16 protein-coding genes are annotated in these 16,072 nt (G+C 61.6%); 4 read left to right on the top strand and 12 right to left on the bottom strand.

The window, feature by feature from the left end; translation table 11 throughout:
• The first annotated feature begins 27 nt into the window (after window positions 1–27).
• Window positions 28–309 carry a hypothetical protein gene (locus tag JF616_05520; protein MBW8887203.1) on the top strand — a complete coding sequence of 94 codons (282 nt, stop codon included), beginning with the start codon at window positions 28–30 and terminating at the stop codon, window positions 307–309.
• A gap of 75 nt (window positions 310–384) precedes the next feature.
• Here JF616_05520 and JF616_05515 read toward each other — a convergent pair whose 3' ends face one another.
• Complete coding sequence (locus JF616_05515; GenBank protein ID MBW8887202.1) at window positions 385–582, bottom strand: hypothetical protein; 198 nt, start codon at window positions 580–582, stop codon at window positions 385–387.
• A 351-nt stretch (window positions 583–933) separates the two neighbouring features.
• Here JF616_05515 and JF616_05510 point away from each other — a divergent pair, with 351 nt between their 5' ends.
• Window positions 934–1,122 carry a hypothetical protein gene (locus JF616_05510; protein ID MBW8887201.1) on the top strand — a complete coding sequence of 63 codons (189 nt, stop codon included), beginning with the start codon at window positions 934–936 and terminating at the stop codon, window positions 1,120–1,122.
• Window positions 1,123–1,332: 210 nt separating this feature from the next.
• Here JF616_05510 and JF616_05505 read toward each other — a convergent pair whose 3' ends face one another.
• The 5 genes from JF616_05505 to rho form a co-directional block, all read right to left on the bottom strand.
• Complete coding sequence (locus JF616_05505; GenBank protein MBW8887200.1) at window positions 1,333–2,865, bottom strand: diguanylate cyclase; 1,533 nt, start codon at window positions 2,863–2,865, stop codon at window positions 1,333–1,335.
• 42 nt (window positions 2,866–2,907) lie between these two features.
• The gene (locus JF616_05500; GenBank protein MBW8887199.1) at window positions 2,908–4,089 is read right to left on the bottom strand and encodes a hypothetical protein; all 1,182 of its coding nucleotides are present in this window, start codon (window positions 4,087–4,089) and stop codon (window positions 2,908–2,910) included.
• Window positions 4,086–5,795, bottom strand: a complete 1,710-nt coding sequence (locus tag JF616_05495) for a hypothetical protein (protein MBW8887198.1) — start codon at window positions 5,793–5,795, stop codon at window positions 4,086–4,088. The genes JF616_05500 and JF616_05495 overlap by 4 nt, the downstream gene beginning before the upstream one ends.
• 181 nt (window positions 5,796–5,976) lie before the next feature.
• Window positions 5,977–6,792, bottom strand: a complete 816-nt coding sequence (gene proC, locus JF616_05490; protein MBW8887197.1) for a pyrroline-5-carboxylate reductase — start codon at window positions 6,790–6,792, stop codon at window positions 5,977–5,979.
• Window positions 6,785–8,209: a transcription termination factor Rho gene (gene rho / locus JF616_05485; GenBank protein ID MBW8887196.1), complete on the bottom strand. Its 1,425-nt coding sequence runs from the start codon at window positions 8,207–8,209 to the stop codon at window positions 6,785–6,787. The genes proC and rho overlap by 8 nt, the downstream gene beginning before the upstream one ends.
• 173 nt (window positions 8,210–8,382) lie before the next feature.
• Here rho and folK point away from each other — a divergent pair, with 173 nt between their 5' ends.
• Both folK and JF616_05475 read left to right on the top strand, forming a co-directional pair.
• A complete protein-coding gene (gene folK / locus JF616_05480) occupies window positions 8,383–9,561 on the top strand; it encodes a 2-amino-4-hydroxy-6-hydroxymethyldihydropteridine diphosphokinase (protein MBW8887195.1) in 1,179 nt (392 codons plus the stop codon).
• Window positions 9,562–9,619: 58 nt separating this feature from the next.
• A complete protein-coding gene (locus JF616_05475; GenBank protein MBW8887194.1) occupies window positions 9,620–10,459 on the top strand; it encodes a pantoate--beta-alanine ligase in 840 nt (279 codons plus the stop codon).
• A 58-nt stretch (window positions 10,460–10,517) separates the two neighbouring features.
• On the opposite strand, the gene JF616_05470 is transcribed toward JF616_05475, so the two are convergent.
• The 6 genes from JF616_05470 to JF616_05445 form a co-directional block, all read right to left on the bottom strand.
• Window positions 10,518–12,158 carry a hypothetical protein gene (locus JF616_05470; protein ID MBW8887193.1) on the bottom strand — a complete coding sequence of 547 codons (1,641 nt, stop codon included), beginning with the start codon at window positions 12,156–12,158 and terminating at the stop codon, window positions 10,518–10,520.
• Complete coding sequence (gene serC / locus JF616_05465) at window positions 12,151–13,224, bottom strand: 3-phosphoserine/phosphohydroxythreonine transaminase (protein MBW8887192.1); 1,074 nt, start codon at window positions 13,222–13,224, stop codon at window positions 12,151–12,153. Before serC ends, JF616_05470 begins: the two co-directional genes overlap by 8 nt.
• A 118-nt stretch (window positions 13,225–13,342) precedes the next feature.
• Complete coding sequence (locus JF616_05460) at window positions 13,343–13,744, bottom strand: type II toxin-antitoxin system VapC family toxin (GenBank protein MBW8887191.1); 402 nt, start codon at window positions 13,742–13,744, stop codon at window positions 13,343–13,345.
• Entirely contained in the window at window positions 13,741–13,986 is a 246-nt protein-coding gene (locus JF616_05455) for an AbrB/MazE/SpoVT family DNA-binding domain-containing protein (GenBank protein ID MBW8887190.1), read from the bottom strand. The genes JF616_05460 and JF616_05455 overlap by 4 nt, the downstream gene beginning before the upstream one ends.
• Before the next feature lie 93 nt (window positions 13,987–14,079).
• A complete protein-coding gene (gene queF / locus JF616_05450) occupies window positions 14,080–14,478 on the bottom strand; it encodes an NADPH-dependent 7-cyano-7-deazaguanine reductase QueF (GenBank protein MBW8887189.1) in 399 nt (132 codons plus the stop codon).
• Between the two features lie 138 nt (window positions 14,479–14,616).
• Complete coding sequence (locus JF616_05445; GenBank protein ID MBW8887188.1) at window positions 14,617–15,930, bottom strand: histidine--tRNA ligase; 1,314 nt, start codon at window positions 15,928–15,930, stop codon at window positions 14,617–14,619.
• Window positions 15,931–16,072: the final 142 nt, after the last annotated feature.

The raw sequence follows: 16,072 nt of genomic DNA, 5'->3' as shown, positions 1-16,072 counted from the left end.
GAAGGAGTGGACACCGGAGGCGTAACCATGGGCAATTTTAGCGCAATGCTCCTGATACTGGTGTTCGTGGTCATAGGCGCCACCTTGGCAATCCTGTTCCTGGCCGTCCTGCGTGAAACCCTGTTCTGGTATTGGAGATCGAAAGGCGTGACCCACGAGCCGACCGATCTTTTGCAGGGACCGCACGAGACTGCTCTGATCATCCGCAAAAGCATCGAAGGCATGAAAACCGGCCAAGCGCCCGGCGCGCATGTGCGGGCGGGCAAGCAGTCCCCTACGGCTTCCGCTCCTTCGGAGCCCGCCCCTTAAAAACTAAACTGGCCCACTTTGCTGTTGCTACTCTAGCGCAGTCGCCTCGCGGGGATCGCCACATACATTTGGAAATCAGGTTCCCGCGAGCAGGATGCGGTTGTGGAAATCCATGTACACGGCCAGGTGCTGCTCCAAGCATTCCTTTTTCTTGGTGGTGCACCATGTCCTGCGGAACAGACGGTTGATATTGGCCCTGAGCATAGCACAAGTGTGATTGAGGGCAAAGAGAGGATCGTAGCGTAGCTTCTTCAACTCTCCCTGACCCGTCACGCACCCTCGTCCCCCCGGATAGCGATGGTGCGGAGCCTGGGGGTATTGCCTGCGGACCAAGACGGCATATAATGGGTCTTCATCGGAGCTGAAGGAGACTCCTTCCTCCAAAACCCCATGGATCTTGGCGAGCAGATTCCGCAGTCCATGGGGACGCTCATTGGGCCTGGAACCATATTTCCGGCGAGAAATATCTGCCAATGGGCCTGAGGCCGGGATGCGGGAGACTTCGAACCCCAGAATCCTTCGAGTCGGAGCTTCTACCGCTAAGGAAATTGCCAGAGGTTTGCATTTGGTGTGCTCTAAGGTGATCAGGTCATCGAATTGGACATGCTGCACCTTAGGGAGAGCATGCTGGAACTGGTGTTGCCGTTCTTGGGACACGCGGGCGAGGAAGGCCAATTTGCGGGCGACCGTGGTGCGGTGGAGGTTGAGGAGGAGGGCGATGCGCCTAAGCGAAACCCCGGAACTGAGAAGTTGGTACACCTGGGGATTGGCGCGTCGCTTGTGCTGCCGGTATGGTTTCTGAAAGGTGGCTGAAGAGAAGTGAAGTTTGCACCTATTGCACTTCCATCGTTTCACCTGTTTTCCCTCGGAGGCCCGGTAGAAGGTCCCGTATTTGCGGAATTGAAGCGAATGACACTCTGGATTGGGACAGCGTTTGATCATAAGCGCTCGCCTATGCAAACACCGGACCAGGCCGCCGAAATGCCGGTCATCCCGAATCCAGCAACACGGAAATAGGCCAGTTTAGCGGCGCAGGAGGTTGTGCACCCGCGTCGTAAGATCGTGCGGAGAAAACGGCTTGACCAGATAATCGTCAGCGCCTTGCCGGATGCCCCCCGCGATGGCTTGTTCGCGGCCCAGCGGGGCCGTCATCAGCACGGGAACGCGATGACCGCGCCAATTGGCCCGCAACTCCGCCAAAAGGCTCCGCCCGGCGGGATCTTCCTGCTGCAAATCAAGTATCCATAGCGAGCACGGGGTCGCCATGGCCGCGCGGAGCGCATCGGCGCCGGTACGGCAACGCACCACCTCGAAGCCTTCGCGCGAAAGGCTGTCCGCCACCATGGCCGCCACGCCATCATCCGCCTCGGCGAGCAGGATGCGTATCACCTGCGCGCCCGACGGATCGCCTTCGCAGACGATGCGCCCGCGCCCACCGCTCTTGGCCAGGAACAGGCAGCGATCGGCCTCGGCGATGGCGTCCTCCAGCGCGCCCTCATGGGGGATCGAAACCAGGCCCGCGGAAAAGGTCAGGATGACGGGACGCCCGTCGAAGGTGCGGAAAGGCGCGTCGGCCAGGGAATGGAAAAGCTTATCGAGGGCGAAGCGCGCCCCGATGACATTGGTGTTGGGAAGCAGCAAGGCGAATTCATCGCCGCCCCAACGGGCCAGGAAGTCCGAGCGCCTTAATGAAGCCGAGAAGGCGCGCGCGGCATGATGGAGGGCCGCATCGCCGGCCACGTGCCCGAGGTGATCGTTGATCCGTTTCAGTAAATCGAAATCGAGGAGCGCCAGCGAGGTGGGCTCGTTGTTGCGGCCGGCCATGGCGACGATGCGTTGGAAGCCTTCGCGAAAGGCGGCGCGGTTGGGAAGGCTCGTGAGGGCGTCCTGGCGGGCTTCGCGGCGATGCTCAACCGATCGGTGCAGCCGGGCCGAAACGGCGGCCTTGAGCACCTCGGGGGCCAGGGGCTTCTCGAAGTAGGCGTCCGCGCCGAGGGCGAAGCACTCCGTCTTGGGTTGGGGGCCGCCCACGCTGGAGAGCACGATCACGGGAACCGCGGCTGTGGCGGATCGATCGCGCAATTGCATCAGTAAAGCCCGCCCATCGGCATCGGGCAAGTACAGATCGAGGACGATGAGGGAGAATTGGCAGTCCTCCAGGGCCGCCAGCGCTTCGGCGGCGGTCCCCGCCACTACGATCTCCCGATCGGATCCCGACAAGATGGTTTCCAGCAAGCGCGCCATCTGGGGATCATTCTGGATGACGAGGATACGGGGCAGATCCCCCGGGGCCAGGGCGGCGTTGACCCGGATCAACTCCGAGAGCAACTGATCCAGGCAGGCCGGCAATTCATCGGGGCGGCAGCGTTCCACCGCTTGCGCGGTATCGTTCAGGTGCCGGAAGCCATGGGCGCCGGCGGGACGTTGCAGGCTATGGGCGATGCGCCGCGCCGAATCCGCCCCGGCCGGGGATTTGGCCAACGTCTTACGCGCGGCCTTGAGGGCGTCGATGCTCGCCGGCAAACTGGTACGGTACCATTTCCTCACATCTTCCATATCCCCACCCAATCCTTGATAACCAGAACGGGATCAGGGCCCTTATCCGCCTTCAGCGGGTTCCGGCCCATCGTCCAAATCTTGTACGCCTAGGTGCCGGAACGCGAACTCCGCGTGGATGCCGAAACCCAGATATTGCTTCCCATCCATGGCGCCCATAAGCACGGTGCCGGTCGCGCGCACGCGATGGTATTCCCAGACCTTGAGGCCGACCGAAATCCCGGTTTCGGCCTCGTACCCGGACTGTTCCCCGTTCCAACTGAAAATGGCCTTGGGCAAAAAGTGCAGGCGCCAGAGGATGTCCGGCGAAGGCACCCATGTCAAGGCCGCCTCCCCGTATGCGCGTTGCAGGTTCTCATCGCGCGCGGCGGCCACCAGATCCGACTTCAGCATGATGCGGCGGTTCCGATCGGGCGGTTTGCCGGCGGCGCCCGCCCCCAATTGCCATCCCACCTTGCGCAGGGATTTCAGCCATTCGTAACGCAACTGGTATAAGTTGCCTTCCAGATGGGCCGGGATGCGATCCGCATTTTCCTCATTGCCGTAAAGGGAGGCGCGGACGTCGATGCGGTGCCGCGCGGCGGCGCCTTGGAATACCGCCCGCGCAAAGAGATCGAAGTAGGCCGCGGGGTAGAAGGATTCGCCCGGAAGCCCGCGGAACAAGGTTTCGCGCACGTAAGCCGACCCCGCCATGGCGGTCCAGTTGGCCCAGCCATAGCGGCCGAACACGGCGACCTGCAAGGCTTGCGGGGAAAGGAAATCGGGATTCGGAAAAGGGTCGTATCCGTTCAGGGCCTGGTAGAGAGGCAAGGTATCTTCGATGCCCAGCTTGCCGGCCAGCAAGGGGATGTTGCCTCCCAGGGAAGCGTAAGCCAGATCGGGCAGGATTTCGACGCTGCCTTGCAGCTTGAGCACCATGGGCTCCCGGTACGGATCATCGAACCCGTATACGTAGGTTTCGCGCGATCGCAACCCGATATGGAACCACGCGAAGGATAGGGATTGGATGGTGAAACCCTGGTAGAGGCTGGCTTGGTAAGGATACGGGCGGCCGGGCTGGGCGGGCGTGTGCAGGTAAAAGACGTCTAGGGAGCTGTGGGCGATCCAGGGGTAGCTCCGCTCCTTCCCGTACTCGGAGCTGTCGGTCGTTTGCGCATGGGATGGCGAGGCCGTGGTCGAGACCGCGGCCAATGCCCAAAGCGCTATCTTTAGACCATTTTTCATGGTCCAAGCCTATCCGGGCTGCACAAATAGCAGCCCGCTCCCTGCGCTCCGCTGCGGAGCGTGCCAGGGAACTCGCTCCAGCCTTCCTTTTCCGAAGAGAGCACGTCCGTCTCCATGTCCAAGGCTTGGAATTCCCCGGCCACGAAGGATTGGATGGAACGATCGGCGGTATGCAGGGAGGCTCCCGCGCCGAACAGCTTGCCCGGCAGGAAAATGGCGAAGGGCCGGCTGCCCTTGTTCGGATCGAGATCATCGAACTCGCGCAAGAGACGATCGGCGCGCATGGCATTTAGGCGCTCCAGCTTGAGCGCGTAGCCGCGGGTGCGCGCCACCCGCATCGGGCCCAGGGTCGCGGGCTCGACCGAACTCAAGAGCGGCTGTACGTTGAGGTTGCCTTTCACCACTTCCACGGTGGAAACGTTCCCGTCATGGCGCAGCAGTACCGCTTGCGGTTGGCCCCGGACGATGAAGGACGGCGTCAGCACCACGAGTTGGTCCTGGAAGGCCAACAGGCCGAGCTTACTCCAGATGCTGTTGCCATCGAGGGTGGCGACCTCCCCGAGCTTGCGCCAAACCAGGTTGGTGCTGTCCAAGGCGGACACCTGCCCCAGTCCCTTCCAGATGAGATTGGAGGTATCCAGCGCGGCCACCTGCGCCAGCGTGCGCAGGACGAGGTTGGAGGTGTCCAGCGCCACGGCCTTCCCCAAGGTCTTGAAAAGCACGTTGTTGCTGTCCAGCGAGGTGATCCGTTGCAGGTTCTTGAGGATGAGGTTATGGCTGTCGAGCGAGGTCACGCGGCCTAAGCCCTTCCAGATGAGATTGCTGGTATCGAGGGCGGCCACCTTCGTCAGGGTCTTCCAAATCAGATTGCTCTGGTCCAGGGTGGCGGCGGAACGCAGCTTCCCTTCGATGGAGGTCGAATCGACGCCCTTGAGGATCCCCAAGGTCCCCTCGTTCAATTGCACCACCTTTGGCAATAGGTAGGTGTAGGAAGAGTGCGGATAAAGCAGGTAATGGACGTTCTCGATGCTGACCGCCACCGGGCCGGGCGCGTCCTGGATCACGAGGGTGGTTCCCAACGGGATCTCGGAGATCGTGCCCTTCCGGAGGATGGCGAGCCCGCTGATGAGCATGGCCGGACGCGCCGGGGTGCGTAGCTTGAGGACCGCCAGACGGTCTTGGGCGGGAAGCGATGCCTGGGCATTGGCCTTGAGCTTGCGGGCGAAGGCGGCCGCCGCGGCCTGGCCGAAAAGCTTTCGCTTCTGCCCCGCTTCCAACAACGCATGCAGGGTATCCTTCAGCGCCGGTCCGCCGCCCTGCATTTCCAGGGCTTCCAGGAAGCAACGGTATTCTTCCTTCAATTCCTGGCACTCCATCAATAGGCCCCGCTTGACCCGGTCCCCCGAAAGGGCGGCCATCAGCTTGGGATCGCGCAGCCTTCCGGAGGCATGGGCCGAGTCCAGGTAACCGGCGTTCTTCTTGCGGAGATCGAAAACCAGCAGCGCGGTATCGTCGGCCAAGGCCTGGGACAAGTCCCACGACAGACCCTCCACGTAATCCGAATCCTTGCCTTCCACGTAGGCGCCCAAGACGCTGACGGGGACCTTGGCTAAGGCGCGGGGGCATAGCCAAAAGGCCGTCGTGATAAGAATGAAGAGCGCGGCCGACCGCGGGAGAATCGGGCGCGCCTCCGGAAAGGGATTCACCCTGCCATTATATCCTTACTGCGGGGAGGGGTGGCAATTCGGGGTAACCGCGGCGTTGCGCCTGCGGGTCGGAAAAGGTCAGGGCGGGAAGCAAATCCCGGAGTATTGCTTTAACTTTCCCGTACGCCTCACGTATCCGTAACCCGGGCGCGAACATACCCGCGTCGCGAATTCGGAAGGGTTATCGCCCGGAAAGCGCTTTGGACCGCTCCACCGCGGCCTCGACCGCGGCCATCAAGATTCCCTTGAAGCCCGCCGTTTCCAAAACGTGCAGCCCGTGGATGGTGGTCCCGCCTGGCGAGGAAACCTTGGCCGACCATGCCGGGGGGCCGTCCTTGGAGGACTCCAGGAGTTTCAAGGCGCCCTTGACGGTCTGCATCACCAAGGCCGCGGCGGTATCCCGCGGCAATCCCGATTTGACGCCGGCCAGGATGAGCCCTTCGACGAATTCGAAAACGTAGGCGGGACCGCTGCCCGAAAGCCCGGTCACCGCGTCCATCTGGTGGGAGGTAACCCGCACGGTACGGCCGGCGGCCTTGAAAATGTGCTCGGCCAGGAGCAAGGTGGCCTCGGAATGCCCGTCGGTCTCGATGGCGGTGGCGCCCTCCCCCACAGACAGGGGCAGGTTGGGCATGGTGCGCACGACCTGGTAATCCTCCGGGAAGTGGGCGCGGATGTCTTCGCTGGTCACCCCGGCCATGACGGAAAGGACCACGCGTTCCTTGGGACCGCTTTGGGCCCGCAGACCCGGGGCGATATGGTGGAAAATCTGCGGCTTCACCGCCAGGATGAGCACGTCGCAGCGATCCGGCAGATCATGGGCCTGGTCCACGGTTTGCACGCCCAGCTCGCGCTTGAGGCCTTCCATGGCGGGCGCGAGGGTATCGTAAACGAAGAGGTCCTTGGCCGGGACCGTGCCCGACGCGATCAAGGCGCGCACCAAGGCGCCGCCCATGTTCCCGCATCCGAGTACGCCGACGTATTGGAAATCAACCATTCATCGAGTCCAGGAATTCCTTGTTGTTCTTGGTGCCCTTGAACTTGTCCACTAGGAACTCCATGATTTCCACGGGCGAAAGATCCTGCAGGTAACGACGCAGGATCCAGACGCGGCGCAGATCGTCCGGGGTCATCAAAAGCTCTTCCTTGCGGGTGCCCGACTTGAACACGTCGATGGCCGGCCAGATGCGCTTCTCGGAGATGCGGCGATCCAGGATCAACTCCATGTTGCCGGTGCCCTTGAATTCCTCGAAGATGACTTCGTCCATGCGCGAACCGGTTTCGATGAGCGCGGTGGCGATGATGGTGAGCGAACCGCCGCCCTCGATGTTACGGGCCGATCCGAAGAAGCGCTTGGGCTTCTGCAGCGCCATGGCATCGACGCCGCCCGAGAGGATCTTGCCGGAATGCGGGATGACAACGTTATGCGCGCGAGCCAGGCGGGTGATGGAATCCAATAGGATGACGACGTGCTGGTTGTGCTCGACCAGGCGGCGGGCCTTCTCGATGACCATGTTGGCCACCTGGATATGCCGTTCCGGCGGCTCGTCGAAGGTGGAGGAGAACACCTCGGCCGGCACGTTGCGGCGCATGTCGGTGACCTCTTCCGGGCGCTCGTCGATGAGCAGCACCATCAGCTTCACTTCCTGGTGGTTCTTGACGATGGCGTTGGCGATGTTCTGCAAGAGGATGGTCTTGCCGGCCCGCGGCGGGGCCACGATCAGGCCGCGCTGCCCGCGCCCGATGGGCGTGAACAGGTTCATGATGCGGGTGCTGATCTCTTTGGCGTCGTACTCGCAATTGAAGGCGACGTCCGGATGCAAGGGCGTGAGGTTGTCGAAGGAAACCCGGTCCCGGCATACTTCCGGCTCTTCGCCGTTCACCTTCTGGATGCGGAGCAAAGCGAAATAACGTTCGTTGTCCTTGGGCGCGCGCACCATGCCCGAGATGGTGTCGCCGGTTTGCAGGCCGAAGCGCTTGATCTGGGTGGAGGAGACGTATACGTCGTCCGGGCCGGCCACGTAGGAATGCTCCGGGGAGCGCAGGAAGCCGTAGCCCTCGTCCATCACCTCGAGCACGCCTTCGGCGTAGATGGCGGCCATGCCGCCGGTCTCCCGCTCCAGGATCGAGAAGACCAGGGCCTGCTTGCGCAGGCTGCGGGGATCGGCGATGCCGAGCTCGAGCCCCATGTTGATGAGCTCTTTCATCCCCAGCTTCTTCAGCTCGGTCCAGCGGTTCTTGGCCTCTTGCAAGGTCTTGGCGTTGCCGCCGCCGTCGCCGGACTCGCCGTCCTCTTCTTCTTCGCGGCGTTCCTCTTCGGCTACCCGGGCCTCGTTCTCCAGGGCGGAAATCTCCTGCTCTTTAAGCTTATCGGAGGACTTCTTCAGGGCTGCTTTGGGTCTGCTGGCCAAAATGGATCTCCTTGAGGGCGACGGATCGGGGATGTGGAAGGTGGTAGTTGGAAAGAAAGGGATGTGTGGACGCAGAAAAAGATATAAAAAATAACCCCGGAATCGGCATCCTTTGGGCTTCGGAACCGCCGATTCCAGGGAACCGGATCCCCTTCCTTTCTATATTTGCGCCTCGCATGGCTCGCCCGGAAACCATTGTCCACTTAGGCCTGGGGAGCAACCTGGATGACCGCCAAGGCCATCTCCAGAACGCGCTCGAGGCGCTGCAAGCCATAGCCGTCAGCCCCATCCAGAAATCCCGGGTGTACGAGACCGCGCCGGTGGGGCCGGGTCCGCAAGGCAAATACCTGAACCTGGTGGTGCGCTTTTCCACCCGCTTGGAGCCGCGCGCCTTGCTTAAGTTCTGCGGCGATACCGAGACCCGCTTGGGCCGCAAGCCCCGCGGCCGCTGGGCCCCGCGCGAAATAGACATCGACATCCTATCCTATGGGCGCGAGATCCTCCACGAAGAAGGCTTACAGGTCCCCCACCCTTCCATTCTCGATCGCCAATTCGTGCTGGTGCCCTTGGCGGATTTGGATCCCGATTTCATCCTGCCGGGATTCAAGGAAAACGTGTCCGCCCAACTTCAGCGCTGCATCGAGATCCAGGGCCGCCAGGACGTGGAGGAATACCGTCCCCTGCCGGCGGCGCAAATCGCCTTGCCCGAGCGCATCCGCTACGTGGCGGTGGAAGGCGTCATCGGCGTGGGCAAATCCACCTTGGTACGGGCGCTTTGCGGCCGCATGGGTTGCATGCCGCTGTACGAGGAGTTCGAGAACAATCCGTTCCTCTCCGATTTCTACAAGGACAAATCGCGTTACGCCTTCCAGACCCAGATGTTCTTCTTCCTCTCGCGCTTCCGCCAGATCCAGGAAGTCTTCCATCAACAGGACCTTTTCCGCCCGCAGATCCTGAGCGATTACATGTTCGCCAAGGACAAGATCTTCGCGACCTTGAACCTGGACGAGAACGAATTGAACCTGTACTATCGCATGGCCGACATCCTGGAGCGGAGCCTGGTCAAGCCCGATTACGTGATCTACCTGCAGGCCGACACCCGTACCCTCATGCAACGCATCCGCCTGCGCGATCGCCCCTACGAGCGGAACATGGAAGAGGCCTACATCGAGTCCCTGAACCAGGCGTACAACCACTACTTCCACTATTACTCGGGTTCTCCCCTGATGATCATCAACACGAACAACATCGATTTCGTGCGGAATCCGGATGACCTACAACTACTGGTGGAGACGATCGCCAAGGTGCCCGAAGGGGTGACCTACTTCTCCCCCACCTCCATGGGGAAGAAATAGGCCACCGCTTTCCCCGGCCAGGGCCAGTAGCCGTACCCGCATTCCGTTCAGGACCCTTATGGAAATCCTCGCGAACATAGAAGACTTCCGCCGCTGGCGCGATGCGCTGCCTGCCGGCCGTCGGCCCGGATTCGTACCCACCATGGGCGCCCTGCATGCCGGGCACATGAAACTGGTGGAAGCCTCGCGCGCCGCCCAACCCGAGACCGTCGTCTCCATCTTCGTCAATCCGCTCCAGTTCGGCCCCCACGAGGACCTGGCCCGCTACCCCCGGCCCTTCGAGGCCGACGCGCGGCTTTGCCGCGAGGCCGGAGTCTCCGCGCTTTTCGCCCCCGAGGCCGCGGAGTTCTACCCGCCCGATTTCTCCGCCTACTGCGAGGTCCCCGGATTGGACCGTTTCCTCGACGGCGCCGCGCGGCCCGGCCATTTCCGCGGCGTCTGCACCGTCGTCCTCAAGCTCTTCCATATCGTGCGGCCCGGGCGCGCCTATTTCGGCCAAAAGGATTTGCAGCAAGCCCTGATCCTCGCGAAGATGGTACGGGATCTCTCGGTGGATCTGGAAATGGTGATCGTCCCCACCGTGCGCGCCGCATCCGGATTGGCCCTCAGCTCGCGCAACGCCTATCTGACGGAAGATGAAAAGGAACGCGCGACCGCCTTATCGCGCGGGCTATTCCGGGCCCAAGCGGCCTGGGAAGCCGGGGAACGTTCCGCCGCGAATCTGAAAGCCATGTTGCGCGCCGAGATCGAAGCTTCGGCGCCTACGCGCATCGATTATCTGGAAGCCGTGTCCCGGGCCCGCTTGGAGCCTATCGAACGGATTGACGTTCCCGCGGCCTTGGCCGTCGCCGCGTTCTATGGGAAAACGCGCTTGATCGACAACGTGCTTTTGGGATGAAGGATCGAGGACGGGGGTTCGCGGCTGAACGGTCGGGCGATGAATGCCCGACGCACGCTCACAACCGCATCTGGATCCCGAAGCGGCCTTCGGCCGCCGCATCCAGGTAAACCACTCCCGGCTCCCATCCATCGGTCTTGGCGTCGCCTTCGGCGAAAATCTCCAGGCTCTGGCCTAAGGGAAAGGCCGCGCCCAACGAGCCATAGCCGCCGGGCTCGGCGGACCGGGACCGGAAGCGTTGCGCTTCGGGCTGCAACCAGGCGGACAGGGACAAGGAAAGGAATACCGGTTCGCGCCCTAAAGCGAGGGGATAACGGAACAGTTCCGCGCCCAGGCAGGGCAGCACCAAGGTGGCGTTCGCCATGCCCTGCGCGGTGAAGATCCAATCCGCCTTTCCTTGACGCGCCAGGAATTCCCCGCCCACGGCGTAACCGAAAGGCGTGAGGTGATGGGTGAGGCCGAAGTTCCACAAGTATCCCTGGCCGCCCCACGGATTGGCCCCCGGCAGCCAGTCCCAGCCCAGGTTCTGCCCTGAGATCAAATTCAATAGGGATAGGCCGGCCTGCAACTTAAGGAAATCCCTTTCATCCCCGGTCAGGTCGCCGTTCAAGAGATAGCGATCGAAACCGGTTCCGGAAGGATGCAAGCGGCCGCGCGGCCCGGCCGCATAGGGCACGTCCGGATGGCGCAGATCGTAAACCCAGGCGCGGTAATCGAGCCCGGTGAAATCGCGTTGGCGCGGATCCGTTTCGCGCGCGTTTTCATCTTGCAGATCCTTGTCGAAAACATCGATGGAACTGGTCCAGATGTAGAAAGAGGAATTCAGCCCGGTCACCCACCAACCGATGCGGTCGGAATAGGACTGCCGCCCCAGGAAAAAATTCCGGCGGCGCATTTCGCGCGCAGCCTCGGTCTCCCCCTCGCCCCCGGCTTCCATCAACCGCGTGAACTCGGCCGGATGCTGGTCCTTGAGGGCGGCCAAATCCCGATCCTCGACGTGTTCCACGGGAATGGCGCTCGATCCCAGATCGAAATCATAGATGCCGTTATAGCTTTTGATCCCGCGCCGGGTGAATACGGCCCGGTGCCATTCCTCATGCAACCAGGCGTCCCCCAAGGGGAGGTAATCGGAAACCCAGGCGAATAAGCCCAGGGAGGTATAGGTGAGGAGATTGCGGAGGAAACCGGATTCCGCTCCCGACCAGAGCCAGACCAGGGATTGATCGGCCCACTGCGTGAAAGCCGCCGACGCCATCAGGCTTTGCCGCATGCTGGGGGAATCGAAACCTCCCCGCAAGGTATAGGGGAAGTCGGCCACCGGCAGGCTGAGCAGCAAGGGAGCGCCGGGATAAGGCGGGCGGGCCCGCCACTCCGGCGGATCGGCCTTCTGGTGGGACCCGGTGACCGTATTCAGGAACCGCTCTTGCTCGGCATGGGTATCGTGGATGTTACGGGTGGTGTCGGGGGCGGGATGAGCGGAAGGAGCGGAAGCCGCGGAGGGAGCCGGAGTCGCCGAAGGCGAAGCCGCCGGAGGCAATGCCGTAGCAGGCGAAGCCGACGAGGGCCAGCGGTTCAGGGTGTCCGTAAGCGCAGAATCAGGCGCAAGACGAGCGGGATCCCCGGCGGCCGCCGGGATCCCGTAGGACAATGAGAGGGAGAGGGACAGGGTGGCGGCGAAGGCCGCCGCCACATTAACCATGCTTGCGGGCGAAGTCGCGCATCACCGCCACCAGCGCGTCGATGCTCTCGAGCTCCAGGGCGTTATAGATGGACGCGCGGAAACCGCCCACCGAGCGATGTCCCTTCAGGCCGGAGAGGTTGGCGGCCTCGGCCGCCTTGTTGAAAGCGTCTTCCAGCTCGGGCTTCTGCATCACGAAGGTAACGTTCATGCGGGAACGATCCTCCACCGCGCAGGTGCCCTTGAAGAGCGGGTTGGCGTCGATCTCGGCGTACAACCTTTGCGCCTTCTCTTCGTCGCGCTTCTGCATGGCGGCCACTCCGCCCATCTGCTTCACCCATTTCAGGGTTTCCATCGCCACGTAAACGGCGAACACCGGCGGGGTGTTGTACATCGACTCATTCTCGATGTGCAGCTTATAGTCCAGCATGGAAGGGATCTTACGTTTCACCTTGCCGAGCAGATCATTGCGCAGGATGACCAGGGTCGTGCCCGCGATGCCCATGTTCTTCTGCGCCCCGGCGTAGATGAGGCCGAACTTGGAGACGTCCACCGGGCGGCTGAAGATGTCGCTCGACATGTCCGCCACCATCGGAACCGGCGATTCCGGGAAGTGCTGCATCTGCGTCCCGAAGATGGTGTTGTTCGAGGTGACGTGGAAATATTTCGCGTCCGCCGGGATGGCGTAGCCCTTGGGAATGAAGTTGTAGTTCTGTTCTTTCGAAGAGGCCACCACCTTCACGTTGCCGAACAGCTTGGCTTCCTTCAAGGCCTTGTTGGCCCAAGTGCCGGTGTCCACGTAGGCCGCGGTCTCGCCCTCGTCCAGCAGGTTGTAGGGAATCATGGCGAATTGCATGCTGGCCCCGCCTTGCAGGAAGAGCACCGAATAGCCCGCGGGAACGCCTAGCAGTTCCTTGACCAAGGCCACGGCCTGATCCATCACCGCGATGAAGTCCTTACCGCGATGCGACATCTCCAAAAGGGAGAGGCCGGTGCCGTTGAAGTCGAGGCAGGCGCGGGAGCCCGCTTCCATGGCCTGGCGCGGGAGAATCGAGGGTCCGGGGCTGAAATTATGGATCTTCGGCATGAGAATTTCCCTTCTTATCGGAACTTCAAAGGTAAGAAATCCCGGGCTTCCCAGGAAGATCCATCATGACAAGCCACAAGCGGCCTATGGTAGCCCACAATACGATAAGATGGGGGACTTAGGCGAGAATCCGGAAGAGTCCGGTTTCCTTGGCTGCTTTTTTATCAAAGGTCAAGGTGGTCTCGCAACCCTTGGCCCTGCCAGCCACGCCGATAAGGATGTCGGAGAGGTCCGCTTTCGTTACCGACGAGGCGCTTAGGAAGGATTCGATTATGTCGGGGTTTTCCATGGCAAGTACCGGCAAGGCCAGCATTTTTTCCACCGCGGACAAGACCTCTTCGCGCCGATATTTATACAGGGATTCCAGGACCCATATCAACTCAAGCAGGACTAGAATGCTTACGTGAAACCGCTCTTGCCTGTTTTCGGCGGCGCGTAACGTCGCAACCACCTTCCCCGCCTGAGCGACATCATCCCCTGTTAAAAATCGGACCAGAACATTCGTGTCCAGCGCTTTCATTTCCCGGCCCGGAACTTATCCGATAAGGCCTGATTCATCGCTTCCACGGAATGAGCCTTCTTGCCGGGCCGCTTGAGTATCCCGAAAACATCATCCACCGTCAACGATACCGGCGAAAGCCTGATTTCCCCTTCCTTCGTCACGCGGAACTCCAGCCGGTTCCCCGCGCGCAGGTGGAAACGCTTCCGGATCGAGTTCGGAATGGTTATTTGGCCTTTGGATGTCAGAGTGGAAAACGGCATGGAGCCTCCCCGATTCCTTACAATATGGTAAGGAATCGGATCGACTTTGTCAATGCCCGCGCGGGAGTTCCGCGTTTTTCGGTTGGAACGGCCTCAAAACCCGAAGCGCGCCACCGCCGTCGTCTGGATCCCGCCCCGCGCATTGAAAACGCCTTTCACTTCCATCCGCTTGGGCGCGCAGGCTTTCACGCAGTCCGCCAGCATGCGGTTCACGACATGCTCGTGGAAAATCCCGAGATCGCGATAGTTCAGGATGTATTCCTTGAAGCTCTTCAGCTCTAAGCACAGCTTCCCGGGAACATAGGTTACGACCAAGGTGGCGAAGTCGGGCAAGCCGGTCTTGGGGCAAATGCAGGTGAACTCGGGGATGGAGACTTCCAGGGTGGTGTCGCTGCCCGGATATTGGAATTCCCAGACCTCGATGGCGGGCATGTCCATGGCGGGGATGTGGGATTGGCGGCCTTCGTATTCTGAACTCATATTGTCTTTCATTGATTCTTGCGGGCTGGAGTCTTGGATCGAGAGGGTGAAGGGTGAAGGGTTAAGGGTACAGGGTAAAGGGATAAGAGGAGCGATGTCTTCCATTTCCCGTACGCTTAACCCTTTACCCTGTACCCTTTACCCTTTTTCTTAAAGCTCTTCGAACGCGCAGACCTTCTGTTCGCCCGACGCCAGGTCCTTCACTTCGTATTTGCCTTCGGGAGCCCGGTCGCTGCCGAAGAACAGGACGTTACGCGCGCCCTGATCGTTGGCCTGGGCCATCTGCTTCTTCATCTTCTCGCCGTTGAGCGCATAGCCCACGCGGCGGCCTTCGGACCGCAGGCGCTGGGCCAGGGAAAGCAGGGCGGGCCTGGGAAGCTTATCATCGGGAGGCGCCACGTCCACGAGGTAATAGTCGAGCGGCTCGCGTCCCGAAGGCAAAAGGCCCTTCTCCTTGAGGAGCTCGGCCAACACCACGTCCCCCATCCCGAAGCCGACCCCGGTCTGCGGGATCCCGCCCAGGCTGGCCAAGAGATTGTCGTAACGGCCGCCGCCGGCCAAGGCGCGCAGGCCCACGGTCTTGTCATAGACTTCGAAGACAACGCCGGTGTAATAGGCCAGCCCGCGGACCACGGAAAGATCCAGTTCCGCGTAGTCGCCGTAGCCCAGGCCTTGCAGGTAGGCGAAAAGCTGCTCCAGCTCCCGCAAGCCCGTGGTTACGGGCCCGGGAGGAAGGAAAGGCGCCAACTCCGGCAAGGATTTGCATTGGAAGAACGCTTCGATGGCATCGATATCGGCGCCGTTCAAGCCCTCTTTCCCGAGCAATTCGCGGAAGGCTTCCGGGCCGATCTTGGCGCGCTTGTCCAAGGCCGCGTATACGGAATTTTTCTTCTCCGGCGGCACGCCCTTGCCGTCCAGGAATTCGGAGAGCAGGCGGCGGCTGGAAATCCGCACCGAGAAATCCGCCGCGGTCAGGCCGAAGGCCTTGAGCATCTCGATGATGGCGGAAAGCAACTCCACTTCGCCCGCTACGGTCTCGCACCCGATGACGTCCATGTTGAGCTGGAAAAACTCGCGCAGGCGGCCGCGCTGGGCCTTCTCGTAACGGAACAGCCTGGGCATGGAAAACCATTTCAGCGGCAGCTTCAGGCTATTGCCCTTCTGGTTCACCATCCTGGCCAGGGTGGGCGTCATCTCGGGCCGGAGCGCGATTTCGCGTTCCGCCTTGTCCTTGAAGTTGTACAACTGCGTCACGATTTCCTGGCCGGATTTCTCGGTAAACAGTTCGAGATGCTCGAAGGTGGGCCCTTCGTATTCTTCGAACCCGAAATCGAGGCAGGCCCGCCGCCACACGTCGAAAAGGTGGTTCTGCAGCCGCATGTCCTCGGGATAGAAGTCCCGCGTGCCTTTGGGAGCCTGCAACGATGCGGAGGCGGGGGCCTTCGGCTGGGACGGGGAATTCATGGGCTGGGACCTTTTCCGATGGGACGTTAAAGCCCCCAAGGTAACTATTCCGGCCACGGCTATAAACGCCCTGCGGGCCACGGTTCCCGGGCCCGGCGCGGCCCTTCCCCAAAGGCTTCCGGATGCGGTTTTAACCTTGGAA

The sequence above is a fragment of the Fibrobacterota bacterium genome (assembly GCA_019509785.1).
Classification (GTDB): Bacteria; Fibrobacterota; Fibrobacteria; order UBA11236; family UBA11236; genus Chersky-265.
Note: the sequence above shows the minus strand (reverse complement) of the source record. Positions and strands in the feature narration are given on the sequence as shown.

Excerpts from the sequence above, each read along its gene's own strand:
- JF616_05455 (MBW8887190.1), bottom strand. The coding sequence starts at position 13,986 with ATGCCGTTTTCCACTCTGACATCCAAAGGCCAAATAACCATTCCGAAC.
- JF616_05510 (MBW8887201.1), top strand. The coding sequence starts at position 934 with ATGCTGGAACTGGTGTTGCCGTTCTTGGGACACGCGGGCGAGGAAGGC.
- JF616_05460 (MBW8887191.1), bottom strand. The coding sequence starts at position 13,744 with ATGAAAGCGCTGGACACGAATGTTCTGGTCCGATTTTTAACAGGGGAT.
- serC (MBW8887192.1), bottom strand. The coding sequence starts at position 13,224 with ATGCCGAAGATCCATAATTTCAGCCCCGGACCCTCGATTCTCCCGCGC.
- JF616_05520 (MBW8887203.1), top strand. The coding sequence starts at position 28 with ATGGGCAATTTTAGCGCAATGCTCCTGATACTGGTGTTCGTGGTCATA.
- JF616_05500 (MBW8887199.1), bottom strand. The coding sequence starts at position 4,089 with ATGAAAAATGGTCTAAAGATAGCGCTTTGGGCATTGGCCGCGGTCTCG.
- JF616_05505 (MBW8887200.1), bottom strand. The coding sequence starts at position 2,865 with ATGGAAGATGTGAGGAAATGGTACCGTACCAGTTTGCCGGCGAGCATC.
- proC (MBW8887197.1), bottom strand. The coding sequence starts at position 6,792 with ATGGTTGATTTCCAATACGTCGGCGTACTCGGATGCGGGAACATGGGC.
- queF (MBW8887189.1), bottom strand. The coding sequence starts at position 14,478 with ATGAAAGACAATATGAGTTCAGAATACGAAGGCCGCCAATCCCACATC.
- folK (MBW8887195.1), top strand. The coding sequence starts at position 8,383 with ATGGCTCGCCCGGAAACCATTGTCCACTTAGGCCTGGGGAGCAACCTG.
- JF616_05475 (MBW8887194.1), top strand. The coding sequence starts at position 9,620 with ATGGAAATCCTCGCGAACATAGAAGACTTCCGCCGCTGGCGCGATGCG.
- JF616_05445 (MBW8887188.1), bottom strand. The coding sequence starts at position 15,930 with ATGAATTCCCCGTCCCAGCCGAAGGCCCCCGCCTCCGCATCGTTGCAG.
- JF616_05470 (MBW8887193.1), bottom strand. The coding sequence starts at position 12,158 with ATGGTTAATGTGGCGGCGGCCTTCGCCGCCACCCTGTCCCTCTCCCTC.